Origin of the sequence: Pseudoalteromonas sp. NEC-BIFX-2020_015, assembly GCF_012952265.1 — a bacterium.
Taxonomy (GTDB): Bacteria; Pseudomonadota; Gammaproteobacteria; order Enterobacterales; family Alteromonadaceae; genus Pseudoalteromonas; species Pseudoalteromonas neustonica.
The window spans coordinates 148,340-173,662 of the sequence record NZ_JABCJL010000010.1 but is presented as its reverse complement, the minus strand read 5'-3'; the positions used below and the strand labels follow the sequence as shown (position 1 = coordinate 173,662).

General features: G+C 39.2%; 17 protein-coding genes. 14 read left to right on the top strand and 3 right to left on the bottom strand.

The genetic code is table 11. The features are described from left to right. Positions 1-287: 287 nt before the first annotated feature. Positions 288-2,438 carry a TonB-dependent receptor gene (locus HH219_RS09955; protein WP_169327352.1) on the bottom strand — a complete coding sequence of 717 codons (2,151 nt, stop codon included), beginning with the start codon at positions 2,436-2,438 and terminating at the stop codon, positions 288-290. Between the two features lie 332 nt (positions 2,439-2,770). Between HH219_RS09955 and HH219_RS09950 the strand changes: the two genes are divergently transcribed. Next, positions 2,771-3,667 carry an alpha/beta hydrolase-fold protein gene (locus HH219_RS09950; RefSeq protein ID WP_169327351.1) on the top strand — a complete coding sequence of 299 codons (897 nt, stop codon included), beginning with the start codon at positions 2,771-2,773 and terminating at the stop codon, positions 3,665-3,667. On the opposite strand, the gene HH219_RS09945 is transcribed toward HH219_RS09950, so the two are convergent. After that, the gene (locus HH219_RS09945; protein ID WP_054205598.1) at positions 3,645-4,490 is read right to left on the bottom strand and encodes a LysR family transcriptional regulator; all 846 of its coding nucleotides are present in this window, start codon (positions 4,488-4,490) and stop codon (positions 3,645-3,647) included. The two genes, HH219_RS09950 and HH219_RS09945, sit on opposite strands and share 23 nt — an antisense overlap. A gap of 126 nt (positions 4,491-4,616) precedes the next feature. Between HH219_RS09945 and HH219_RS09940 the strand changes: the two genes are divergently transcribed. From HH219_RS09940 to HH219_RS09890, 11 genes are all read left to right on the top strand, one after another. Then, complete coding sequence (locus tag HH219_RS09940; protein WP_054205599.1) at positions 4,617-5,216, top strand: hypothetical protein; 600 nt, start codon at positions 4,617-4,619, stop codon at positions 5,214-5,216. 186 nt (positions 5,217-5,402) lie between these two features. Further along, a complete protein-coding gene (gene gcvT / locus HH219_RS09935) occupies positions 5,403-6,485 on the top strand; it encodes a glycine cleavage system aminomethyltransferase GcvT (protein WP_169327350.1) in 1,083 nt (360 codons plus the stop codon). 216 nt (positions 6,486-6,701) lie between these two features. Beyond that, entirely contained in the window at positions 6,702-7,091 is a 390-nt protein-coding gene (gene gcvH, locus HH219_RS09930; RefSeq protein WP_169327349.1) for a glycine cleavage system protein GcvH, read from the top strand. 175 nt (positions 7,092-7,266) lie between these two features. Beyond that, positions 7,267-10,158, top strand: a complete 2,892-nt coding sequence (gene gcvP, locus HH219_RS09925) for an aminomethyl-transferring glycine dehydrogenase (protein WP_169327348.1) — start codon at positions 7,267-7,269, stop codon at positions 10,156-10,158. A 549-nt stretch (positions 10,159-10,707) separates the two neighbouring features. Beyond that, positions 10,708-14,124 (top strand): DEAD/DEAH box helicase family protein, encoded by a 3,417-nt coding sequence (locus HH219_RS09920; protein ID WP_169327347.1) that lies wholly within the window; start codon positions 10,708-10,710, stop codon positions 14,122-14,124. 23 nt (positions 14,125-14,147) lie between these two features. Then, on the top strand, positions 14,148-15,689 hold the full coding sequence (locus HH219_RS09915) for a class I SAM-dependent DNA methyltransferase (RefSeq protein ID WP_169327346.1): 1,542 nt from the start codon (positions 14,148-14,150) through the stop codon (positions 15,687-15,689). After that, positions 15,686-16,876 (top strand): restriction endonuclease subunit S, encoded by a 1,191-nt coding sequence (locus HH219_RS09910; RefSeq protein WP_169327345.1) that lies wholly within the window; start codon positions 15,686-15,688, stop codon positions 16,874-16,876. The genes HH219_RS09915 and HH219_RS09910 overlap by 4 nt, the downstream gene beginning before the upstream one ends. Before the next feature lie 45 nt (positions 16,877-16,921). Beyond that, positions 16,922-18,706, top strand: a complete 1,785-nt coding sequence (locus tag HH219_RS09905; RefSeq protein WP_169327344.1) for a DUF3696 domain-containing protein — start codon at positions 16,922-16,924, stop codon at positions 18,704-18,706. Continuing rightward, positions 18,706-19,623: a hypothetical protein gene (locus HH219_RS09900; protein ID WP_169327343.1), complete on the top strand. Its 918-nt coding sequence runs from the start codon at positions 18,706-18,708 to the stop codon at positions 19,621-19,623. Before HH219_RS09905 ends, HH219_RS09900 begins: the two co-directional genes overlap by 1 nt. A gap of 16 nt (positions 19,624-19,639) precedes the next feature. Beyond that, the gene (locus tag HH219_RS21980; RefSeq protein ID WP_169327342.1) at positions 19,640-21,550 is read left to right on the top strand and encodes an AAA family ATPase; all 1,911 of its coding nucleotides are present in this window, start codon (positions 19,640-19,642) and stop codon (positions 21,548-21,550) included. A gap of 3 nt (positions 21,551-21,553) precedes the next feature. After that, positions 21,554-22,873 (top strand): McrC family protein, encoded by a 1,320-nt coding sequence (locus HH219_RS09890; protein ID WP_169327341.1) that lies wholly within the window; start codon positions 21,554-21,556, stop codon positions 22,871-22,873. Positions 22,874-23,025: 152 nt separating this feature from the next. On the opposite strand, the gene HH219_RS09885 is transcribed toward HH219_RS09890, so the two are convergent. After that, on the bottom strand, positions 23,026-23,241 hold the full coding sequence (locus tag HH219_RS09885) for a DUF3892 domain-containing protein (protein WP_169327340.1): 216 nt from the start codon (positions 23,239-23,241) through the stop codon (positions 23,026-23,028). 410 nt (positions 23,242-23,651) lie between these two features. Between HH219_RS09885 and HH219_RS09880 the strand changes: the two genes are divergently transcribed. Together HH219_RS09880 and HH219_RS09875 are read left to right on the top strand one after the other, a co-directional pair. Continuing rightward, on the top strand, positions 23,652-24,452 hold the full coding sequence (locus tag HH219_RS09880) for a TnsA endonuclease N-terminal domain-containing protein (protein WP_169327339.1): 801 nt from the start codon (positions 23,652-23,654) through the stop codon (positions 24,450-24,452). Between the two features lie 6 nt (positions 24,453-24,458). After that, positions 24,459-25,316, top strand: coding sequence for a hypothetical protein (locus HH219_RS09875; protein ID WP_169327338.1), 858 nt, complete (start codon positions 24,459-24,461; stop codon positions 25,314-25,316). Positions 25,317-25,323 lie beyond the last annotated feature (7 nt).

Below are 25,323 nucleotides of genomic sequence, written 5' to 3'. Positions count from 1 at the left end.
ATGCACCGAGGTTTGAAGTTACTAATAGGTTTAATCTACGCGCTGTTTTCGCGATAAATCACGACCTACAAGTGGATCTGTGTTTAGTTGTTGGGGCTATGTAGGTTGGGCTTTAGCCCAAAGGCACTGAGGCTTGAGGTTACTAATAGGCTTAATCTACGCACCTTTTCATGTTCGTGATAAATTACGCCCTACGATTGGTTCGTCATTATCGTAATAAATAATAGTAACAAAAAAGCCGTGTTTGATTTATCAAACACGGCTTTTAATATTTTTAGCTGTTACGCTTAAAACGCGTAGCTATAACCCATTTGGATTGTACGTGGCTTACCAGGCTGGATGCCGCCGTTTGCGCGGTTAGCGATGTAAGTGTTATCAAACAAGTTATCAACCGTTAGGTATACTTTTTGATTGTCATCAATTAAGTATTTAGCAGCTAAATCCCACACTACACGGCTGTCGATTGCATTTAGGCCGTCAGCACTTAAATCAGCGTGTGCGTCAGATACATAACGTACTTGCGTATCAAATACGAAGCTTGAAAGCGCTGCGCCGAATGAAAGAGCAAGTTGATTTTCTGGAACGTAAGGCATTGCATCGCCTTTATTTACTTGACCCCAGATATCTGATGCAAAGTCATTTTTAAACTGTGAGTCAGTGTAAGTGTAAGTTAAACGTACTGGGAATGTTGCGCTGTCAGTTTCGAAAATACGACCTGCAGAGAACTCAAAACCAGATACTTCAACTTCACCGTAGTTATATTGGTCACCAATGTTCTCATCACTACAACCGATAGATGCAGTACAGTTACCGTGCATATTGCTGTAATCAGAGAAGAACGCAATGATTTCACCATCAAAACCAGCTACGTTATAACGGCCACCAAACTCGATGTTTAAGCTTTCTTCTTCTTCTTGATCAGCATTACCAGGTGAAGCTGGTGCATAACCTTGCTGAATACCAGCAAGTAACGTTAGGCTATCGCTCACAGTATAAGTTGCACCAAGTGAAGGTACTAAGATCTGTGTATCGTTAGAGATATTTTTAGTTAAACCATTTTCACGTTTAGGGTCAGATTTAGACCACTCTTCACGAGTAATAGTGATGTCTTCATAACGAAGGCCAGCATTAATAACTAACGCATCGATTGTCCATTCATCTTGAATGAATAATGTCGTTGCTTCAGCGCTATCAAAGCGGTTGCTGTTTGAACCAGGCGCACCAGCACTTGTTAGTGTCATTGAAAGGTCTTGGTTAAGCGTGTATTTGTCTTCCCACTGGAAACGGTCCATTTCATCTTGATGATGACGTAATCCTACAGTGATGTAGTGATCGCCTGCTGGAATGTGTAGTTCAGTTTGAATACCTTTTGCTTGGTAGTCACGGTTATTCGCTTTAACGCCAATACCTTCAATGCCTTCAGCTGTTGGTGCAGCTTCAAATTCACTGTACTGTGCTAAGTAGCTTTCGCTTACTTTGCTTGCTTTATACCAGTTACGATGAAAATCATTTAAATAAGCTGTTGCTAAAAATTCATAGCCAGCACCAAAACGGTATGCATAGTTTAATTGGTATGCATTATGTTGCGTGTTCATTTGGTCTTTTTGCGACGCAGCATAACGACGATTTGGCGACGCTTGATAATCAGCCTCAGTTAAACCCATGTAAGTTTCGTCAGATTGCTCATCAGAGTACTTAATTTTCATTTCTAGGTTATGTGCGTCGTTTTCGCCAAATTTGTAACCAAATTTAAGTAATACGTCGTTCTTTTCAAAACCAGTGTTGTCGCTACCTACTGGTAATTCTTTAAAGCCATCAGCGCCATAGCTGAAAACTTCAATTAGGGCAGCTGCATTATTTTTTTCTTTACCGAAGTACGCATGGCCTTTATAAAAACCATCAGTACCAAGTTCTGCATTAACTAAACCAGTAGAACCTTCTGTTGGTAAGCTACGTGATACTAAGTTTAAAACACCGCCCGTAGTACGTGGGCCATATTTAACAGATGCTGCGCCTTTTAATACTTCAACTGATTGCATGCGACCCATAGTAGGGAAATAGTAAGCTGATGGAGCAGAATAAGGAGCTGGAGCGGCTAGTACGCCATCTTCCATTACAGAAATTTTATCGTTACGGCCAGTACCTGTACCACGCATACCAATGTTAGGGCGCAGACCGTAGCCGTCTTCTTCTTGAACATATACACCAGGTACTGAGCTCAATACGCGTGAGATATCAGTGTACTCAAATTTTTGTAGCTCTTCATCACTGATAAAAGTAGCTGAACCTGGAATGTCGTTAATAGCTGCTTGTGAGCCAATCACGGTGATTTGTTCAAATGCTTGCTCTTTTTCAGTTACATCTTTAGCAATAGCACCTGCACTTAGTGATAAGGTAATTGCTGCAGCAAGAGTAGAAACAATAAACTGAGATTTCATTGAATATCCTGTATGTTTAATGGAAACAAAAATAATTTACTAATTTAAACACGGTAACAAATACGAATCAATGTCATTGCATATTATATTATGTCATTTTTTCGAATATAGGTGTTTAGTATTAATATATGAGGTCAATCAATACTTCAAAATCAATACTAAAGTGCTACTCGTGATTTTTCTTTGTTCAAACTACATGTTTAACGATTAAGTGGTTTTGTTTAAGTAAGCTTACTTAAGTAAAACAGTAAAGCATCAGTTTTATATCACGTCTTTATCAATCAAATAACCTGCTAATAGGTAAGATGAAAACTCTATTCAAAGGAGTTTATATGAAAATTATTTTAGCTATTTTTTTATGCCTGTTATGTAACATTACATATGCAAGTACCATCCAGTCGGGTTTAAAAGTACTGAGTATCAAATCAGCTCATTTATCTAAGCCAATCGAAGTTGAGATTTATATCCCCAATGGTTACGATGAAAAGAGAGTGACGCCTTATCCATTACTAGCAACTAGCGCTGGTGATAGCCGTATCGCTATGTTACAAAGCCAAATTGATTGGTTGAGCCATGTTGATTTTGGGCCTATGCCCAAGGTAGTGATGGTGCGTATTCCTAATATTGAACGCTCAGATAAAGCGAATTACAGCGATGATGAGCTACTAGCGACAATTTTGCACACCGAAGTTTACCCTTATATACGCGCAAACTTTAATGTTGCATTTTTCACATTAATAGAAGGGTTTTCTACGGCTGCAAATAAGGCATTAGCATTATTTGCTAATTACCCGCAGCATTATCAAGGGGCGATAATCATAAGCCCCGCACTTGAGCTTGCTGATACAGTGTGGCACGACAAAATTAATCAATCCTTAAAGCAAAATTTGGCGAATAGGGCGTTGTATTTGTCATTGGGTAATTTTGCAGGCAATCGCCTTTATTTTACTGCTTTGCAAAAATATGTCAGTAGTGCAAGTAATCACAGTGTATTTGAAGATCTTAGTCAAAAAAATTATTTAAGCACCGCAGTATTAGGGTTTAACAATGCGGTAGATCACTTATTTGCAGATTTACAGATTGTAAATTTTGAGTTGTTTGCACAATCAGACATTAAAGGTGTGCTAGGTTATCATGATGAACTGCTTAGCGTTTATATTTATCATTTAAACAGTGTCTTATTATTTTTGTTGTTTAATCTGGAGTTTAGCTTAAGCGTAATGTTATAAACTCAGCGAGTTTGTCTACGGCGTGTTCAGGCTCATCGGCACGTTTTATTAAGCTAATACCTATTTGGCCAAGTTCTGGCAGTTGCTTGGTTTGTAACTGATAACTTAGCTCATTCGGCACGGTACTTTTTGCCAGTACAGTGATCCCCAAACCTTCTTTTAATGCGGCGGTTAAGCCGGTTAAATCAGCGTTGCTGTAAATAATACGGTATTTAATCCCCGCTAATTGTAAGGCTTCAATAGCGCGACGGCGATATATACAACCCTCCGGCGCAGTTACTAGCGTGACGACCTCATTTTGTGCAAGCGTTAAATCGCCAACCCACACTAGCTGGTCTTGCATAAATACAGGGAATTTTTCAGAGTTTAAATCTTCATTAAGCGCAAGCACCAAATCAAACTGATCTTGGCGCGCAACGGAGAGTAAATGTTTACTTAAACGTGATTTAACCTCTAACGATACATCAGGGTAGAGCGCCACAAAATCGCCAATAATGGCAGGCAGTATGCGGGCTGCAAATTCACTGGGAATACCCAAACGTATTTTTCCTGTCACATTTTCGTTAGTGAACAGCTGAAGAATCGCATCATTTTGCTGTAACATCTGCTTGGCAAGTGGCAGTAGAAGCTCACCGTACTGATTAAGTACTTGGCGCTGACCTTGTTTTTTGAACAATTTACGACCAAGCACATCTTCCAAGCGTTTAATTTGCAAGCTTACCGCAGGTTGCGATAAACCCAGTAATTCTCCCGCTTTGGCAAAGCCGCCCACTTCAATTACGGTTACTAAGGTACGTAGGCTGTCTGTTGAAATATTCTTCATATAAAAAAATTCAATTTATAGGGTTAAATACATAAGCATTATTTATCAATTGATAAATAATTACAATTTGTTGTTGCCAGCCACCCGCAATATACTTTTGAGACTAATGATTGATAGGTGTCGATAATGACTTTTACTCCAATAATGTTTGCTCGCCATAGCCAAGTTGACGTGCCAGATAGCAACCTGCTTGAGGCTAATACCAACAACATGGTGATAGATTTTAGCGGCACTGAAGCAATCCCATTTTTAACCACTATATTAGGGTTAGATATTAACAAGCTAACCGCCAGTGGGTTAGGTATTAAAGGTACGTTAGACGGTGACTTAAATAGCACGTATAGCTTTGCTTTATATTATTTTAGTGAAACCGCCTTTAGATTTGTGTTGCATAGCGACGGCGCAACACAATTACAAGCGTTGATCAGCGAGCAGCAGCTTCGCTACGATATTGAATTTGTAATACGCAAAGAATTAGCTACTTTATTATTATGCGGCGAACATGCTTTTGATGCCTTAATCGAGGCGTTCAAGCTTACACCAGGCTTACGTTTATCAGATATTAATAGCTGCTATGGTGCGCAAAGTGGCGATGTATTTATTACCGCCATTGAAAAGCAATCACAGCAGTATTTTCAGCTGGTGGCAAAAGCGCCAGAGCTTGCTAAATGGCAAGCGCATTTACAGCAGCGCGGGTTTGATATGTCACTCCCTGAAGTTGCCTAAACATTAATTAATAAACTGGCTTGCGTATTATTTACTTGCCAGTTTTTTGTAGTTTATTTGAAAGAACAAATCGCAATTTGGGTGTCAGTGCAGTACAACTTATGTATAATCGCCGCCCATGTTATTCCCCCTCATTAAATTGAGGCCACGCCCAAAATTGGGTTTATTATAAAGTGAAGGAATATTATGACTTCTAAAACTGTTTTACATGCAAAGCACCTTGAATCAAACGCAAAAATGGTTGATTTTCACGGCTGGGAAATGCCTATCAACTATGGTTCACAAATCGAAGAGCACAACGCAGTGCGTACCGATGCAGGCATGTTTGACGTTTCACACATGACGATTGTTGATGTCAAAGGCGAACAAGCACAAGCATTTTTACGTAAACTAGTTGCCAACGACGTGGCTAAGTTAACAGTCCCTGGTAAAGCACTTTACACCGGTATGCTTAACGAGCAAGGTGGCGTAATTGACGATCTAATCATTTATTTCTTCTCAGACACTGATTACCGCCTAGTTGTTAACTCAGCGACTCGCGAAAAAGATTTAGCGCACATGGCTAAAGTTTCAGCAGATTTTGCCGTTGAAGTGACAGAGCGTCCAGAATTCGCAATGATTGCAGTACAAGGCCCAAATGCTAAAGCAAAAACAGCCACACTTTTAACCACGGAGCAACAAGCTGCCGTTGAAGGTATGAAGCCATTTTTTGGTGTGCAAGTAGGTGATTTATTTATTGCAACAACAGGCTATACTGGCGAAGACGGTTACGAAATTGTAGTACCGAACGAGCAAGCCGCTGAACTATGGCAACAACTGCTAGATGCAGGTGTTAAGCCAGCAGGCCTTGGTGCACGTGACACACTACGTTTAGAAGCCGGTATGAACCTTTACGGCCTAGATATGGACGAAAGCGTTTCACCACTTGCAGCTAACATGGCGTGGACTATTGCGTGGGAACCTGAAGATCGTGATTTTATCGGTCGTGATGTACTCGTTCAGCAACGCGCAGAAAAAAGCACTGACAAACTAGTTGGCCTAGTGCTTGAAGAAAAAGGCGTATTGCGTAGCGGTTCTAAAGTAATTGTTGATGGTGGCGAAGGGGTTATTACCTCAGGTACTTTCTCACCAACACTTGGCTTTAGTGTTGCCCTTGCACGTGTACCACGTTCAACAGGCGAGACAGCCCAAGTAGAAATGCGCAAAAAATTAGTTAACGTAAAAGTAGTTAAACCAAGCTTTGTACGTAACGGTAAGTCAGTACTTTAAGTATAAATTAAAATTTGGTGTTATCACCCAATAATACCAATCATGTTGAGTTATTAACCACTTATAGCGACAGATAAATAGAGTGATAACAAGGCATTAATTTTGATATGTAGTTGTTCTACCTGATAAATTAATAACGCAGTTAGCGCTTTATTTAGACAGCTAGAATGGTTAAATATTTAAGTTGATTGGTATCAAAACCAAAGGATGAATAAAATGAGCAATATCCCTAGCGAGTTAAAGTATGCCTCTTCACACGAGTGGGTTCGCAACGAAGGTGACGGTACTTTCACTGTAGGTATTTCTGAGCACGCACAAGAATTACTTGGCGACATGGTATTTGTTGAATTACCAGAAGTTGGTGACGAAGTAGACGCTGGCGAAGATTGTGCAGTAGCAGAATCAGTAAAAGCAGCTTCAGACATCTATGCACCAATCAGTGGCGAAATCGTTGCAATCAACGAAGACCTAGAAGATGCACCTGAAACTGTAAACAGTGATGCTTACGGCGACGGTTGGTTATTCCGCATTAAAGCATCTGACGAGTCTGAGCTAGAAAACCTGCTTGACGCAGAAGGCTACGCACACTCGATCGACGAAGACTAATAATTAGTTTTATTCGATATTAAAAGCCCCGTTATACCAAATGCTAGCGGGGCTTTTATGATTTTACTGCTTACCTTCCATACATTGTAAGTTATTAAATCAAAAGCTTTTAAGTTATTACTGGTCACCCATTAGTAGTAACCATTTATTTTTTGGATCATAGGAATCTGGACAAATGTCAAACGCCACATCTCTTGAACAATTAGAGCAAACGCAAGATTTTATTCGCCGTCATATTGGGCCAAGCCCAGCACAAGTAAGCGATATGCTAAGTGCTCTTGGAGTATCGAGTGTTGAAGAGCTGATCGATCAAACTGTACCTGCAAGTATTCGTTTAGAGCAGGGCCTTACAGTGGGCGAAAGCCGCACTGAAGTTGAAACACTAAGCTACTTAAAGTCTGTAGCAAGCAAAAATAAAGTGTTCAAATCTTACATTGGTCAAGGTTACCACCCAACTCATGTACCACACGTAATTTTACGTAACGTACTTGAGAACCCAGGTTGGTACACAGCGTACACTCCATATCAACCAGAGATTGCTCAAGGGCGTTTAGAGTCATTATTAAACTTCCAAACTATGACCCTAGACCTAACGGGTCTTGATTTAGCAAGTGCATCGTTGCTTGATGAATCAACGGCAGCCGCAGAGGCCATGGGCCTTGCAAAGCGTGTTTCTAAAGCTAAAAAAGCAAACGCATTTTTCATCGCAGATGACGTACACACACAAACAATCGACGTTGTTACTACACGTGCAGAGCAGTTTGGTTTTGAGATCATCGTAGGTAAAGCTGCCGACGCTGTGAACCACGAGATTTTTGGCGCGTTATTCCAGTATCCGTCAACGTCAGGTGAAATTGTTGATATCACAGATTTAATCGCTGGCGTACAAAGCAAAAAAGCGATTGCCTGTGTTGCAGCCGACATAATGAGCTTATTACTACTAAAAGCACCGGGTAAACTGGGCGCAGACGTCGTACTTGGTTCAGCGCAGCGCTTTGGTGTACCAATGGGCTACGGCGGTCCTCACGCTGCATTTTTTGCAACGCGTGACGCGTACAAACGTTCATTACCAGGTCGTATTATTGGTGTATCAAAAGACCGTTTAGGTAACGATGCGCTACGTATGGCAATGCAAACGCGCGAGCAACACATTCGCCGCGACAAAGCCAACTCAAACATTTGTACAGCGCAAGTATTACTTGCCAATATGGCAGCGTTTTATGCGGTGTACCACGGCCCACAAGGCTTAAAAACTATCGCACAGCGTATTCATCGCTTTGCCGATATTTTAGCTGCAGGCCTACAAGCTAAAGGCGTAGCACTTAAGCACAGCACATGGTTTGATACCCTAACGGTTGTTAGTGATAACAAAGACGACGTAACAGCGCGCGCTATAGCAAACGGCGTTAACTTTGCAACTAACCACGCTGGCGAGTACTCAATTGCAGTATCAGAAACCACAACCCGTGCAGATGTTGCTGAGCTTTTCGACATCATCCTAGGCGAAGGCCATGGTTTAAGTGTTGACGCAATTGCAGCCGACATCGAAGCGAATGGCAGCGAGTCAATCCCTGCAAGCTTAGTACGCGATGACGAAATTTTAACGCACCCTAACTTCAATTCGTACCACAGCGAAACTGAAATGATGCGTTATATTAAGCGTCTTGAAAGCAAAGATTTATCATTAAACCATTCAATGATCTCGTTAGGTTCATGCACCATGAAACTAAACGCGACTGCTGAGATGATCCCAGTTACATGGCCTGAGTTTGCTAACCTTCACCCATTCTGCCCGTTAGACCAAGCAGCAGGTTACCAAATCATGATCAACGAATTACATGATTGGTTGGTTAACATTACAGGTTACGATGCGGTATCACTGCAGCCAAACTCTGGCGCACAAGGTGAATACGCAGGTTTAATCGCGATTCGTAAATACCACGAGTCTCGTGGCGACGCGCACCGTAATATTTGTTTGATCCCAAGTTCAGCGCACGGTACAAACCCGGCATCTGCACAAATGGCGAGCATGAAAATTGTGGTTGTTGATTGTGATAAAAACGGTAACGTTGATATGGCTGATCTTAAAGCGAAAGCCGAAGAAGTATCAGAAAACCTATCGTGCATCATGATCACATACCCGTCTACGCACGGTGTATACGAAGAAACAATCCGTGAAATTTGCGACATCGTGCACGAGCACGGCGGCCAAGTTTACATGGATGGCGCAAACATGAACGCCCAAGTAGGTGTTACAAGCCCTGGCTTTATCGGCTCTGACGTATCGCACTTAAACCTACATAAAACATTCTGTATCCCGCACGGCGGCGGCGGTCCAGGTGTTGGCCCAATCGGTGTTAAATCACACCTAGCTGAATTTATGCCTAATCATAGCGTAATTAACGTACCAGGTACTAAAATTGGTAACGGTGCAGTATCGGCAGCGCCATACGGCTCAGCGGCAATCTTACCTATCTCATGGGCTTATATCACCATGATGGGTAGCGAAGGCCTTAAACAAGCGACTGAAATGGCGATTGTAAGTGCTAACTACTTAACGCACGAGCTAAGCGCGCACTTCCCAATTTTATATCGTGGTCGCAACAACCGTGTTGCTCACGAATGTATTGTTGACTTACGCCCACTTAAAGAGCTTTCAGGTATCACTGAAATGGACGTAGCTAAGCGCTTACAAGATTACGGCTTCCATTCACCAACTATGTCGTTCCCAGTAGCGGGCACATTGATGATTGAGCCAACTGAGTCTGAGTCTAAAGTTGAGATCGACCGTTTCATCGAAGCGATGGTGTCAATCAAAGGCGAAATCGATAAAGTAATCTCTGGCGAATGGTCTATCGAAAACAACCCGCTTGTGTTTGCACCGCACACACAAGGCGACGTACTTGGTAACGAGTGGGACAGAGCATATGACCGTTTCTACGCTGCATTCCCAGTACCTGCAGTGGCTAAAAACAAATTCTGGCCTACAGTAACGCGTATCGATGACGTATACGGCGACCGTAACCTAGTGTGTTCATGCCCAGCGGTAGAGACATACAGAGACTAAATTTTAAATGATCAAAGTTGTTATAGTTTGGGAATGATAATTATAGATTGGGAAAGTTATTAAAGATTGGGAATTCTTTTCCCAAACTATAACTCTTGAAAAGGTTAATAATGCGAATGCATTAAAAAAAGCGAATCAGAAATGGTTCGCTTTTTTATGGGGAAAAATTATTATTTCATGTAAGATGAATTATAAATGAATAATAATTAGAAATTGAATAGTGCAAAGAATTCTTGCGTGGCATTGACAATCTAGATATTTAAAACATGAAACAAAACCTAAGCTTTGCCATTGCTTCACCAGCGACAAAATCTGAAAACCATTCGATAAAACTGTTATAGCTCAATTGGCTGATTAATATCATAATCATGTATAGCTTGAATTGAAAGTAAGCGGTAAAGTTAATATGCAGACGACACAAGTACTAGTATTAAAAGCTTCACTAACGCTGACAAACTGGATGAAGCGCTCAAGAATTTAAAATTAAAAAGCACAATAGTTTTGTACTTGGCATGGTGCTGCCGCATAGGAAATAAGGAATAGCTAGGAATGAAGCAATCAATGAATTTTGAGTTCTTAAGAAAAGACTGGCCTGAATTAGCCGACTTCGGTGCTTACGCTGAAGAATACGCTTTTAGCGACTCTCAAAGTGCGTTAATTAAGCTACGTTCATTCAGCGAATTTATGGTGAACTTTATTTACCGAAAATTGAACTTACCATGTTTGCCAAAAGCTTCATTCCACGAAAAATTAATTGGTGAAGACTTTATTCAGTTAGCTTCTGCACCTGTTTTAGATAAATTTCACGCCATTAAAACATTGGGTAATAAGGCTGCTCACGAGAACAAAGGTACAGATAAAGATGCTGTATTCGCAGTTAAGCAGTCATACCAATTAGGCGCATGGTTTTATTGTAGTTACCACAATGTCAAAGCTGATACTGTTCCTGAATTTATTGAGTTTAATACCAATATTTCTGCGGCGAGCAAATTAAAGAAAAAATTAGAAAAAAGTGACGCACTTTATCAGCAAGCAATGGCTGAGTTAGAAGAACAGCGCCTAGTAAACGAAAGAATATTAGCTGAATCGAAACAAGCAACGGCTACACGTGATGAACCTGTTTTCGAAGCCTTTACAACAAACAGCCAGTCTATCTCTAAAACGCTCGACTTCAGTGAGGCGGAAACGCGCAAATACCTTATTGATATGGAATTGCGTGAAGTAGGCTGGGATGTTGCAGAAAATGAAGTATCAACTGACGAAGTTGGACAAGAAGTACCAGTTAAGTATCAACCCACAGAAACAGGCAATGGTTCTGTAGATTATGTTCTGTGGGATGACGATGGACTACCTTTGGCTGTTGTTGAAGCCAAGAAAACGTCAAAAGATGCACGTATAGGCAAGAAGCAAGCGAAAGATTATGCCGATGGTTTAGAAAAGGAACATGGACAGCGACCAGTTATTTTCTATACCAATGGACATGACATTTATATATGGGATGACGTTCAAGGTTATCCGCCAAGAAAGATCTATGGATACTACTCAAAAAGTTCATTGCAACATTTAGTTAAATTCCAGCGAGTAGAAAAGAAAAAGCTATCAGATGTCACTATTGATGCAGGCATTGCAGGTCGTCGCTATCAGTTAGAAACCATTTCTCGCGTACACGACACGTTTGAGAAAAAACGCAGAAAATCATTAATAGTACAAGCAACGGGTACAGGTAAAACTCGTGTCTCAATTGCACTAACTAAATCTCTACAAGATGCAAAATGGGCAAAGCGTATTCTGTTCTTATGCGATAGGAAAGAATTGCGTAAACAGGCTGACCAAGCTTTTGTAGAATTCTTGGGTGTTAAGCCATACGTTGTAGGTAAAAGTGCTAAAAAATACGAAAACACGGCTCGTATATTCATTGCTACTTATCCGGGGATGATGGGCATTTATGAAAAGTTTGATGTTGGCTATTTTGATTTAATTGTTGCCGATGAATCACACCGTTCTATCTATAACGTATTTGGCAATATCTTTAAATACTTTGATTGTTTACAAGTTGGTCTAACCGCTACGCCAGTAGAAATGGTTTCGCGGTCAACATGTCAATTGTTTGATTGTGGCTATAAAGACCCAACTGCTAACTACCCGTTAGAAAAAGCAATTGAGCAAGAGCATCTTGTGCCTTATGAAATTGTCACTATGACCACTAAGTTCATGCGAGATGGTATTAATCAGAAATCGTTAACTGATTTACAAGTAGCAGAGCTAGAAGATCAAGGCGAAGACCCTAACGAATTTGAGTTTGACTCAAAAGACATTGATAAGGCTATTTTAAACAAAGATACCAACCGTAAAGTACTCCGAAACTTAATGGAAAATGGTATCAAAGACAAAGACAATCAATTAATTGGTAAGTCTATTATCTTTGCGAGACGTATCGATCACGCTCGTTTGCTTAAAGAACTGTTCGATGAAATGTATCCAGAACTAAGTAATGGCTTTTGTGAAGTTATTCACTCAGATGAACCGCGAGCAGAAGCATTGATCGAACAGTTTAAAGTGACTGAGGAAGAAAAGGCTAAAGATCCATCGTTACCAGACCCAATAACACTGGCAATATCAGTAGATATGTTAGATACCGGGATTGATGTACCAAGTGTGGTAAACCTTGTCTTTGCTAAACCGGTAAAATCGAAGGTTAAGTTCTGGCAAATGATAGGCCGTGGCACACGCTTATGCGAAAACTTATTTGGTAAAGGAAAACATAAAACACGCTTCCTAATTTTTGATCACTGGAACAATTTTGATTACTTCGAATTTGAATACGAAGAAGCCGAGCCAACTAATAGCAAGTCACTCGCGCAAAGGCGTTTCGAGTTAAGAATGTTACTAGCATCGACTGTGCTAAATAAACTAGAAATCCCAGCGTTTGAAACGGTAATCAAGTTAATTCAACAAGACATTGTAGCCTTAGATACCAAGAACATTAATGTACGTGACAATTGGCAAATCGTCGAACAAATGTCAGACGCTAAGCTGTTAAAACAATTTGCTAAGCCTACAGTCGCCTTACTTGAAAGCGAAATCGCGCCATTGATGAACTGGCTTGATATTCGTGGGCAAAGCAAAGCGCTACGTTGGGATTGTTTAATCGCCAAAACACAAACAGAATTATTATTAAATCCTCAAGCAATTGGTGAGCTTAAATTTGAAATCAAAGATGTGTTAGAACGCTTACCTAAAAATACAGCTCAAGTGCAAGCTAAAGCCTCTGAAATCAAGTTTTTGATGGATGACAATAATTGGCACTGCATCACATTTGATGAGCTAGAGCTGCATCGTATTGCGTTAAGAGAAATAATGTACTTGCTTGAAGGTGAAATCCTGCCGCCGAATCCCGGACCTAAGTATACGGATGTAATCGAGGATGACGCTGAAACAGAATACAAAGCGAGAGCAACGAATATTCATACGGTTGATTACAAAATCTATCAACAAAAAGTGCAGGAAGCGTTAGAACCTATTTTTGAAAGTGATCCAGTTATTCAAAAAATCAGAAATGGGCAACCCGTTACTGAAGACGAAATTGTGCAACTCAATGGTGTTATCCATGCCAAATACGCTGACTTGGATATTGAAACGCTTAAAACGTTTTATCCAGACACTACTGAGCCACTAGACAAGTTGCTTCGCAGTATTGTTGGCATGGATACTAAATATATTGAACAGAGCTTCACAAATTTACTGCAAAACCATCGCATGCCACCACAAGCTTTGCGTATTATCGATATGCTAATCGGGCACATTGCCAGAAGTGGTGGCATTAAAATGGCGGACTTAGACAAAGCGCCTTACAACAGAATATATGAAGGTGTGCTTGGTAGCGGTGAAGAGGACGTTTTTTCCTTGTTAAAGTCATTAGAGCTACCAACACCGTTAAACAAATTAGATACGTCTTTTAAAGACTAATTTAGAATTGAAAAGAGAACACTATGATCACTGGTAAATTAAAAAGCGATATTGATAAGTTATGGGAAGAGTTCTGGACGGGTGGGATCGCTAATCCACTGACCGTAATCGAACAAATCACTTTTTTAATGTATGCCCGATTACTCGACTTACACGAGCAGCGCGATGAAAAACGCCAAAAGCTAAGAGGCGGAGAGTTCAAGCGCCGTTTTAATGAAGACCAACAACATATTCGTTGGCACCGCTTCATTCATCAAGATAAAGACAGCATGTTAAAAGTGGTCCGTGATGAGGTATTTCCTCATTTCAAAAGCACTTCGGGTGAAGGTTCATTGTTTGCTGAGTTTATGAAAGACGCACAATGCATGATCCAAAAGCCTACGCTAATGGAATCCGCAGTTGAGATGATCAACAAATTGCCATTGGAAGACAGCGATACCAAAGGTGATTTATACGAATACCTTCTAAGTAAGCTAACAACAGCAGGTATTAATGGTCAGTTTAGAACACCACGCCATATCATTCGTGCCATGATCGAAATGCTAGATCCAACTCATGAAGATCGCATTATCGATCCTAGCTGTGGCACTGCCGGATTCTTAACGGTGGCCTATGAGTATTTAATGGAGAAATACACGTCTTCTGAAGGTATCCATACTGAAACAGTAGTGAATGAAAAAGGTGAAGAGCAAAAGGTAAAAATCTTTAGTGGTGATTTACTGGTTGAACATCGTGATCATGTTAATACCGATATGTTTCATGGCTTCGATTTTGATACCACCATGTTACGTATCGCCGCGATGAACCTAGTAATGCATGGCGTGACTGAGCCTGATATTCATTACCAAGACACATTAAGTGGCAGCTTTACAGAGCGTTTCCCAACGCAAAGTAAAGACTCTTATACTATTTGTGCAGCCAACCCGCCGTTCAAAGGGTCATTAGATGAAGAAGACGTCGACCCGGCAATATTGCGTATGGTGAAAACCAAGAAGACAGAGCTACTGTTTGTCGCGCAAATTCTTCGTTTGCTTAAAAACGATGGTAAAGCGGCGATAATCGTGCCCGATGGCGTACTATTTGGTTCATCAAATGCACACCAACAGTTACGTAAACACATAGTTGAAAATAATGAACTTCAAGGTGTTGTTTCATTACCATCAGGCGTATTTAAACCATACGCCGGGGTATCTACGGCTGTTCTTTTTATTACCAAAGGCTCACAAACCGATCATGTTTGGTTTTACGACCTGCAAGCAGATGGATTTTCTTTAGACGATAAGCGTACACCGATTAAAAATAACGACCTGCCTGATTTAGTCTTGCAATTTAAAGCCCGTGATAAAGCTATTGCAGGCACTGATGCAAACGATAAAACGCAAAAAGCATTTTGGGTGAGTAAAGACGAGATAGTTTCCAATAAATATGACTTGTCAATTAATCGTTATAAAGAGGTTGTTTACCAAGAGGAAGAGCATGACGATCCAAAAGATATTCTGGCAAATTTAGTTAGCTTAGAAAATGAAATATTAGCTGACCTAAAAGATCTGGAGAATATGCTGTGAGTTGGCCACTAGTTAAACTTGGTGATTTAGTTACTATCAAAGGTGGTGGAACACCTAGTAAGAAGGTTGATGAATATTGGAATGGTGATATTCCTTGGGCTTCAGTGAAAGATCTTAAAAGTAATGAGATTAGTAGCACTGCTGATTTCATTACTGAAGCTGGTGTTAAAAACTCAGCTACAAACTTAATTTCAGCAGGAACCATTCTTACAGCTACTCGAATGGCCTTAGGAAAATTTGCGATCAACGCTGTGGATATGGCAATCAATCAAGACTTAAAGGCTCTGTTTATTAACGCCCCGTCTGTTGTTGAGCGAAACTATTTAATTAGATTTTTGTCTTCCAAGGCTAGATATATTGAAGGAGAAGGGAAGGGAGCAACGGTTAAAGGGATTACTTTAGACTTTTTAAAGGATTTACAAGTTCCACTTCCACCACTTGATGAGCAAAAACGAATCGCTGCGATTTTAGATAAAGCCGATAGTGTGCGCCGCAAACGCCAACAAGCCATCGACCTCGCCGACGACTTCCTGCGCAGCGTCTTCCTCGATATGTTCGGTGATCCTGTTACAAACCCGAAGGGGTGGGATGTCAAGCCTATTCAGAGTGGACTTAAAGAAATTAAATCTGGCTGGAGTGCAAAGGCTGAAAGCTACCCTTGTAAAGAGGATGAGTTAGGAGTTTTAAAAATTAGTGCTGTTACCTCAGGTGTGTTTAAACCATTGGAGAACAAGTTTGTAAAAAGTGAATTAACAGAAGGAAAGAAACTCGTTTTTCCGAGTAAGGGAGACTTGCTTTTCAGTCGAGCAAATACCAGAGAGTTAGTTGCTGCTACTTGTATCGTTACTGAGTCAAGGAATGATGTGTTTCTTCCAGATAAACTATGGAAAATTAAAACGGATACGAAATTATTATTACCAGAATTCTTACATTACTTGATACAACATCCTAAATTTAAAGATATTCTGACATCGCAAGCTACAGGAACCAGTGGTTCAATGCTTAATATATCTAAAGCAAAATTTGAAAACTCTTTAGGAATTATCCCCCCTATTGAAATGCAAAATAAGTTTAAAGATTTATTTTGGAAAGTTGATTTATTGAATAATTCAGTGGCAAAGTCTCTAAATAGAATGGCTGATAACTTCAACTCACTAAGTCAAAAAACTTTTTCTGGTAAATTGTAATCTATCAACAAGGATGTGAGCTGGTGGCTCAATAAGAATAATAATATGAGAATAACAAAATTATCATTAACCAACTTTAAATCATTTAAGCAGGAGCAAACCATAGAGTTTGCTCCCGTAACCTTATTGTTTGGTCCAAATAGTGTTGGCAAAAGCTCGGTGTTGATGGCGCTATTTTATCTTCAACAAATATTGGATAAAGGCCAATGTGATCCGCAACGTATAGAACCATTTGGTGGTAAGTTGGTAGGTGGTTTTAAAAATCTTGTCCACCGTAGGAACTTAAATCAATCTATCACCCTAAAAATTGAATACGACAAAGCAAATCGAGTCGGCAGTAGCTATGATTTCTTAGCAGATCTACTTGAAGAAGATGATCTTGATGTTCGTATCAGTAGCCCAGTGATTGATGTTGAAAAAGTAACTTTAGAATTTGTTATCTCATGGGCAGAACAACATCAAACGGCTTATGTTGCGAACTATAAAGTATGGTTTGATGGTATTGAGATTGCGGAAGTTTCATCTGATTCAGGATTGAAGCAACCACAGTTAACCAGCTTAAACTATTTGCATCCTCTGCTATTACCAGACGATCATGATGATTGGTTAATTGATTGCTTTGATAATGATGTTCCAATAAGCAATGCTCTTTTTGACAAGGTTTTGGAGTTAAAAGGGATATATAACCCCAGCCATAGTGAAATAGCTGATGGGGCTGAACCTCCTTTTGATAATGATGAAGAACCAAAAGTATTCACAGATGATTGCTTTGTTTCAACTTTTCATGAAGCTTTAAATGATGAGCGAGTCGTTAGTAATACATTTGAAACCGCTGATAATTTAATAGTAGTTGAAGGCGAAACTATATTGCATGTACCTATTGGTATTGAAGGGCTATCGGGCGCATTACCACCATTAGGTCAAAAACTTAAGTCATCGCTAAGCTTAGATAACGAAAAGCAAAGCGAAGTGTTTGTTGAGTTGTTAAGCGATATTCTTGTTGCGCCATTAGATAACCTTAAAAAATTGTTAAATGACAGCATATGCATTGGTCCTTTGCGAGGAATACCAGATTCCCTACATCAACCCAATCCATATGTTGAGCAGAAGGACTGGCATAACGGATTGGCAGCGTGGGATGTGTTAGCAAATGCAAACAGTGAACTAATTACAGCGGTTGATGAATGGATATCTGGTGAAGATAAATTGGCTTTGGGATACGGTTTAGCACACCGCGTAGAAAAGAACTATGCGGAAATTAAACGAATAAAAATGCTGGGAGCGTTAAATGAGGCCGAGCGACAATTAGAACATGTAATTGTTGAGCATATTAAAGGAAACTCTAAAACTGTTAAACCTGACAAAGCTGAGACCAAGTTTACGTATACATTGTACGATATGAATAATCACATGCCAGTTACGCCCAGTGATATAGGTGTTGGCATATCACAGTTAATGCCTTTGGTTGTAGCTGCTCTTAGCAGAAATAAAGGGTTTATAGCTTGCGAACAACCTGAACTGCATGTTCACCCTAGAATACAAGTCGCGATTGGCGACTTAATAACGCAAACCGGGCGAGCGACTAATTTTTTGATTGAAACACATAGCGAGCATCTAATTCTTCGTTTAAGAAAACGTGTAAGGCAAACAACTGATGAAGAGTTACCTGAAGGACTTAAGCCAGTTGATAAAGATGATATCTCCATTGTGTACTTCGAACCATCTGACGAAGGTGTTATCGCCCGACGAATCAAACTAGATGAGGACGGTGAATTTACATCTAAATGGCCTCAAGGCTTCTTCTCTGAACGCAGAGAGGAGTACTTGTAATGTTGGTGGAACACTTAGTTGAGCCGGAGTTTTTGACTGAGGTCGTTTCTTCTAAACGAAATTATGAAGATTTTTTGCGAGAATTCTCTCGTCAATCTCCTAGGGTTGTTGGCAAGTTACAAAAGTTTAATAAGTTCAGAAAAAAAACGCTTCTCGCCCAAGGTGAAGAAGCAAATGAAGATCAACAAGGTATGTTGATTGAACTACTTAACTTTATAGAAGAAACTTGTTTAGTTGACAGAAATTCGGGTATCGATGGGGGTATTAGCTTCTTCGAAAATTGTGTCCAAGCACATCAACAATTTCCCAGTCATGTATTTTGTTTGAATGCACGTGCAGAACAAGCTATTCAGGGAATCGATTTTATTTATTCTGCTGATTTGAACGATGGGATTCGATCCCTTCCCAATCAAAAATTAGTACAAAAAAGCTTGGCTGAAATGGTACAAGCAACTACTGATTTTCTAAGGCTATCCTCTCGAATTACGTTTGTAGATCCATATTTTAGCCATCGCCCAGCTATGTTAAACCCGATGGTTAAATTTATAGAGCTTTGCGGTGCTAACTCACCCGTTGAAAGTACAGAAATTACTATATTGCTAAAAGACCGCGTTGGCGCACCTTTGATTCAGTTCTTGATGAATGCAATAACTACACATAACGACTTTAATTCAACGGGCATTGCTTCTTTAACGGTAAATTCATTGATAGAGAAAGATAACGGTGAAGCTTTGCACAACAGGTACATCATTAGTGAGCTTGGTGCTCTTTTCTGGGGTATTGGATTAGACGAACGTCATTCTGAAGTGAATGATGATGTTGTTATGCTTAACGAAGAAATATTTAGTAAACGCTCTAAGCAATACTGTGAACTTGAGGCTTTTGATATTAAAGAGTCAGTGACACTAAAATTTTAAAATATGGATTTAATACATGGATTTTTTCATTAAAGAACATTTTGATTTGCTTAATAAGTGGCAAGGTAAAAAAAGTAACCCTAAAAAAATAGAACAAAAACAAGATTACCCGCAATTAAAAGATGCATACGCGATAACCGAGCGGTGGGCTAGAGCATTACAGAAAAAAATGTTTCCATCTGGAACGGTAAAAATTAGAAAAAGCCCGATTAATCAAGGTGGTAACTTTTTCTCTTACAACTGGGCCAAAATATATCCATTTAAAGACTCCCCAGAATATTTGGCATATACGGTAGGCATAGATACGGATTGTTTTACTGTCAAAATTGATACGGTTAACGCTAAAAAAGGTCTTAGAGAAAAATATCTAGCTATTCGTGGAGAAGACTACGCCGGTTCTGGGATCGTGAGTATTCTGCCTTCAAGCGAAGGTTTACAAAAATTTAGCTCGATATCTGAATTAGTGGATTGGAGTGAAGCTGAAATACATAAGTTTTCATTGGGCTATGATGAGGTGGCGCAAATGCTTGAACAGTCAAAACAGGTAAAAGAGCCTAAGGCAGAGTATTCAATGGATGATGCCCCGACTTCCCTTAACACCATATTATATGGCCCACCGGGTACGGGAAAAACATACCACACTGTTGAGGCTGCTGTTAAAGCTGCGGAGCCTAGTTTCCAAGCAAGTTCAAGAAAAGAGCTGAAGGCAAAGTATGACTCATTGGTAGAAGAAAAACGAGTTAGATTTGTTACGTTTCATCAAAGTTATGGTTACGAAGAATTTGTTGAGGGCTTGAAAGCAAATTCAAATAACGGGGAAATTTCTTATGATGTTGAAGCCGGTATATTTAAGCAAATTTGTGAAGATGCTCGTCAAGGGGTTGAGCCAGATAATGATCCCCTAGAGCAAGCAATAGAGCTTTTTAAAGCCGAATTAGAAGAAACCTCTACCATTACGCTAAAGACACTTCGTGGCAATGACTTTGATGTGCAATATCACGGTAACACAACGTTTAGAGTGTTCCCTGAAGCAACTTCACACGACGATTTAGGAAAAGGATATCCTGTTTCAATTGATAACATACGAAAGTTATATCGCGGGTTAAGCGTTAAGAAAATTTATAATTCATCGTATGTTAAATCGATTCTTAACCATATTAAAAAAACATACAAGGTAAATGATTTTGAATCGCCGAAACAAGGTGAAGCTAAAAACTTTGTACTTGTGATTGATGAAATAAATAGGGGTAACATTTCAAAAATATTTGGTGAATTGATTACCCTAATCGAAGAATCGAAAAGGTCTGGAGAGGAGCAAAACGAAGCATTAGAAGTTGTTTTGCCAAATTCAGGTGAACCATTTAGTGTTCCAGAAAACCTGTATCTAATTGGAACTATGAATACGGCAGATCGCTCATTAGCAATGATGGACACAGCTCTTCGTCGTCGATTTGATTTTGTCGAAATGATGCCTAGACCTGAGTTGTTTCATGAGGTGTCAATTAACGGTATAGATTTGGAAGCACTACTTAGCAAGATGAATCAGCGCATTGAAGTACTATACGACAGAGAGCATACACTTGGTCACGCTTTTTTCATCCCTATTAAAGATTTAGTAGGCAAACAGGACCTAGCATTTGGAACACTAAAGTCAGTATTTAAAAACAAAATAATTCCATTGCTAGAAGAGTACTTTTTTGAGGACTGGAATAAAATACGATTAGTACTTGGTGATAACCAAAAAGTCGAAGAGCTGCAATTTGTAAGAGAAGAAAAACAATCGTTTGATAGCTTGTTTGGCAATAACCACGGTTTGAATAATTATCAACAAGAAGAAAAAAGCTATACGCTTTTGCCTTTTGATAATGATGTGTGGAACAAGCCGGAAGCATACATACGCATTTATAAAGCAAAAAAAGAAGATTAAGTAGTGAAAAGGATTCAAGCTGCAATAACAGTATTTGAATTTGGCTATTTAGGTGTTGGCGAAAAGGCAGTGCATTCGAAACGCATAAGTAGAATCAGTCAATCATCATTCGCTTACTTGAAGCAACTTTGCCTATGTGACGAATCTGAAAGCCGATTTCTGAATTTAAAGAGTATAGATAATACCGAGGTACTCCAACTCCAGAACTATGCTGGGGTGCTGTTTACACCAGATGGCACTCAAATTGAAGTCTTGCCTAAGATCGGTAGAAAGCTAGATGGCGAAGACGGTCAAGCTAGAGCGCGCAATTCATTGCTCAGTATGTTGGCAACACTTGGCTCTTTCCGCCACATTCGCACTAAGAGCGCCAATTTGTCTAAGTCTAGAATGCCACTACTTGAAGTGTTTATTAGTCAATTTCTTGATTCAGTGAACGTACTGATTAAAAAAGGGCTACGAAGTGATTATATTGGACGTGAAAACAACCTCTATTTTTTGAAGGGAAAATTGTTAGTTAGTAAGCAGTTAAAAAAGAACTCAATTAATAAACATAAATTTTATGTTGCGTATGATGAGTTTGTACTTGATAGACCTATTAATAGGTTAATTCACTTAGCATTAGCTAAAGTCTTCACTTTTTCTTCTAGTGCTTCAAATCAAAAATTAGCTAAAGAACTTTTATTTGCTTTTACAGGTATCCCTTTAAGCACAAATGTTAAAAATGATTTGTCTGCCGTTAAGTTAGATCGGGGGATGAATTATTATAAAGAACCCTTTGACTGGGCTAAGTTAATTCTCGAAGGATTTTCTCCCTTGACGATGACGGGCAGCAGCTATGCATCATCATTATTATTTCCACTAGAAACTGTTTTTGAAAGCTATGTAGCTTCAATTTTAGCAACGCAGTTACCTCAAAACATGACTCTTGAGACTCAAGCAAAATCTGAGTCGCTAGTGTCATTCAATAAACGAAAATTTTTTCGTTTACAACCAGATCTCCTCATCACAGAAAGTAGCAAGAGAATTGTTGTATTAGATACAAAATGGAAATTAATCGACAGTAAAAAAGACAATGGCACTGATAAATTTGGGTTGTCACAGAGCGATTTGTATCAAATGTTTGCCTACGGGCACAAATACTTATTTGGTTATGGAGAACTGTTCTTGATCTATCCAAGTCACGATGACTTTATTGAACCTATTGAAATGCCATTTGAATACAGTAATGAATTAAAACTATGGATAATTCCTTTTGATGTATCAGATAATGTTGATGACAACAAAAGGCTTATATTTCCCTCCAATAGCACTTTTCAATTGTGATCTATCAATTTCTTGATATAAAAACTATTAGTAGGTGTAAGTAAAATATCTATTTATGCTCTTAGTTAAAGCTATTCGGCTTTCGCTAATTGAATAATTACCGGAAACAAATACGTAAGCTAGTGCTGAATCCCTTTTCAGCTACAACTTTCTTAATCATTTATATTATCGGGCTTATCATGATTAGGATTATTACGCACATACTCTACGCCGTCACGTTTATAAATGTGGGTATCGGGATGCTGACCTTGCTTTACCTCTTTTACGAGTTTGGCTCGTGATACTTCGCCTCTGCCAGTAACTGTGTAGCTATTATTACCACCATTTTTACCACCGCCATTTCCATTAATACTACTGCCTTTAGCCATAATTAAACCCTCAAAATCGGTTTATAAGTCTTCGTGGACGCAAAAAATAAGCTTGCTTCTCTGTTTTTTAAGCCTAGATTAAACCCAGTTTATTGTATAGATACACAGTGCTTTTTCTAATTGTGAGTAGTCTTTTTGATGTGTATTTTTTTACATAATTTATTGCTAGTTTAATAAAAAAACAGTTTTTATGTTTTTTAACACCTTGTTTTTAATTGTTTATTTTTTATATCTTATCTTTTTAGTGTTTAAATTTACATTTGCTATCCTAACTCCTACTTTACAATTAAATGCAAAAAAAGATATTTAAAAACATGGATTTACATTTTTTCAATTAATTTTTCAACTTGTCTAACTTTCAATTCTGTTCTATTACTAAAAATAGACAAGATTAAAGAAGAGTTACTCAAGTGAAAAAATTATACGTTTCTGAAGCGACAAATAGAAAAGTTAGAGAGTTTAACGAAGCTAAAAAGCGCGGTATCCATATTCCATATGTGAAAAGCACTTTTATGTCGGCTGGTACACGCTCAATATTCTTTTGTCCAGTTCAAAAACGAGTGATTACTTTCATGGGGCAAGGTGAAAAGCACCTTTACATTTCAAAGTTATTTGATTCGAATGTTGTTGAAATTAAAGAGCAATATCCGCTTGACTATGTGCTTACGCAAGAGATTGCTGACACGCTCGGCGTCATCCACCCCCGCAAATACTTAACTGGCGAATTGACGGTTGTTACTACCGACTTACTAATTACATACCGTGATGAAAATGGCTCGGAGTATCGTGTTGCTTATGCATTTAAATATAGTATTGGTGGTCGAAATCAAACACGCACGAACCAAAAACTAGAGATTGCAGAAACGTATTGGAAACGATTTGGTGTGCGTAGTGAGCAAATCTTACGAGATGATGTGTCAAAGGATAAAGCGCATAACTTAATAAATTACATAGATAAATATGATAAGAACATATGTATAAATGAAATAAACGAGTTTGTAACCACTCTTCTAGATGATGTTATTAAACATCCGAGCCACACCCTGCGAGAGTCATTGAGTGCAACGTCTGCATCACTGCATATAGAGCCATCTTATAGTATGACACTTTTTGCGAACGCAATATTTAAAAATGCTTTGCCAATCGATTTGATGCAAGAAATTAAATTGCATAAGCCGATTAAGCTCGCTTTGATAAGTAAGTGGGGCTAGATATTTATGTTTGCTGTAAATGACATACTACAACTGACGCCCATGGGAGTTGAAAAGTTTAAAGCACAATTTGGTGCAGGTGATGAGTTTTTTGTCTCAAAAGTGATTAATGAGAGTACGGAGTACGCTCAATACTTTGTGATAACAAATTTAACGCAGATGAAAAGCAAAGTTGAGCCGCAAAAACCGCTTGCACTATCGACCAATCATGCGCACACGCTCTTTAAACAATTGCTTGACGATGATGGGTGTGGCTTATTCTACTTGCATGATGAGCGCTCACGTGTAAGTGATGAACAGTTAGAGGTAGAGAGCCCTAACTGGATAAAAAAGCGCGAAGCGAGTTGGTCTGTGATAGAGCAATTTCAATCAGATGAGCAAATCTTAAAATACTTGCAAGGCATGCTTGCGCGCCAAATCACACAGCATGCAGCTGATTTAAACGTTAATGAAAAAGCTATTCGAAGAGCCTTGAATCGATATATTTCAAATGGGTGTCGTAAGAATGCGCTTTTACCAATTGCGTACGCGAATGTGGGTAACAGTAAGCGAGTTTATAAAACAAAACCCGGACCAAAGGGCAGTCTTCTTCCTACTTTGAGGACTAGAATGATTGAACCAAGCGACATTGTTAAAGTTCAACGACTTGCACTTCGAAACTGTGTGGATAAAAAAGATGGGAAGTTTTGTTTAAAACGCTTACATATTTTGTTTTTGAAAGAGTATTGCTCCGATGAAATAGTCGTTGAAATAGCAGGAGAAACACACTTTGAACTTGCTGTTGATGAATCAAAAAAATTAATTATCAGCAATTTAAACGTTTATTTAATAAAGCGTTTGATCCGCAACAGCAGCAAGTTTTAAAAATTGG

Excerpts from the sequence above, each read along its gene's own strand:
- HH219_RS09955 (WP_169327352.1), bottom strand. The coding sequence starts at position 2,438 with ATGAAATCTCAGTTTATTGTTTCTACTCTTGCTGCAGCAATTACCTTA.
- HH219_RS09950 (WP_169327351.1), top strand. The coding sequence starts at position 2,771 with ATGAAAATTATTTTAGCTATTTTTTTATGCCTGTTATGTAACATTACA.
- HH219_RS09945 (WP_054205598.1), bottom strand. The coding sequence starts at position 4,490 with ATGAAGAATATTTCAACAGACAGCCTACGTACCTTAGTAACCGTAATT.
- HH219_RS09940 (WP_054205599.1), top strand. The coding sequence starts at position 4,617 with ATGACTTTTACTCCAATAATGTTTGCTCGCCATAGCCAAGTTGACGTG.
- gcvT (WP_169327350.1), top strand. The coding sequence starts at position 5,403 with ATGACTTCTAAAACTGTTTTACATGCAAAGCACCTTGAATCAAACGCA.
- gcvH (WP_169327349.1), top strand. The coding sequence starts at position 6,702 with ATGAGCAATATCCCTAGCGAGTTAAAGTATGCCTCTTCACACGAGTGG.
- gcvP (WP_169327348.1), top strand. The coding sequence starts at position 7,267 with ATGTCAAACGCCACATCTCTTGAACAATTAGAGCAAACGCAAGATTTT.
- HH219_RS09920 (WP_169327347.1), top strand. The coding sequence starts at position 10,708 with ATGAAGCAATCAATGAATTTTGAGTTCTTAAGAAAAGACTGGCCTGAA.
- HH219_RS09915 (WP_169327346.1), top strand. The coding sequence starts at position 14,148 with ATGATCACTGGTAAATTAAAAAGCGATATTGATAAGTTATGGGAAGAG.
- HH219_RS09905 (WP_169327344.1), top strand. The coding sequence starts at position 16,922 with ATGAGAATAACAAAATTATCATTAACCAACTTTAAATCATTTAAGCAG.
- HH219_RS09900 (WP_169327343.1), top strand. The coding sequence starts at position 18,706 with ATGTTGGTGGAACACTTAGTTGAGCCGGAGTTTTTGACTGAGGTCGTT.
- HH219_RS21980 (WP_169327342.1), top strand. The coding sequence starts at position 19,640 with ATGGATTTTTTCATTAAAGAACATTTTGATTTGCTTAATAAGTGGCAA.
- HH219_RS09885 (WP_169327340.1), bottom strand. The coding sequence starts at position 23,241 with ATGGCTAAAGGCAGTAGTATTAATGGAAATGGCGGTGGTAAAAATGGT.
- HH219_RS09875 (WP_169327338.1), top strand. The coding sequence starts at position 24,459 with ATGTTTGCTGTAAATGACATACTACAACTGACGCCCATGGGAGTTGAA.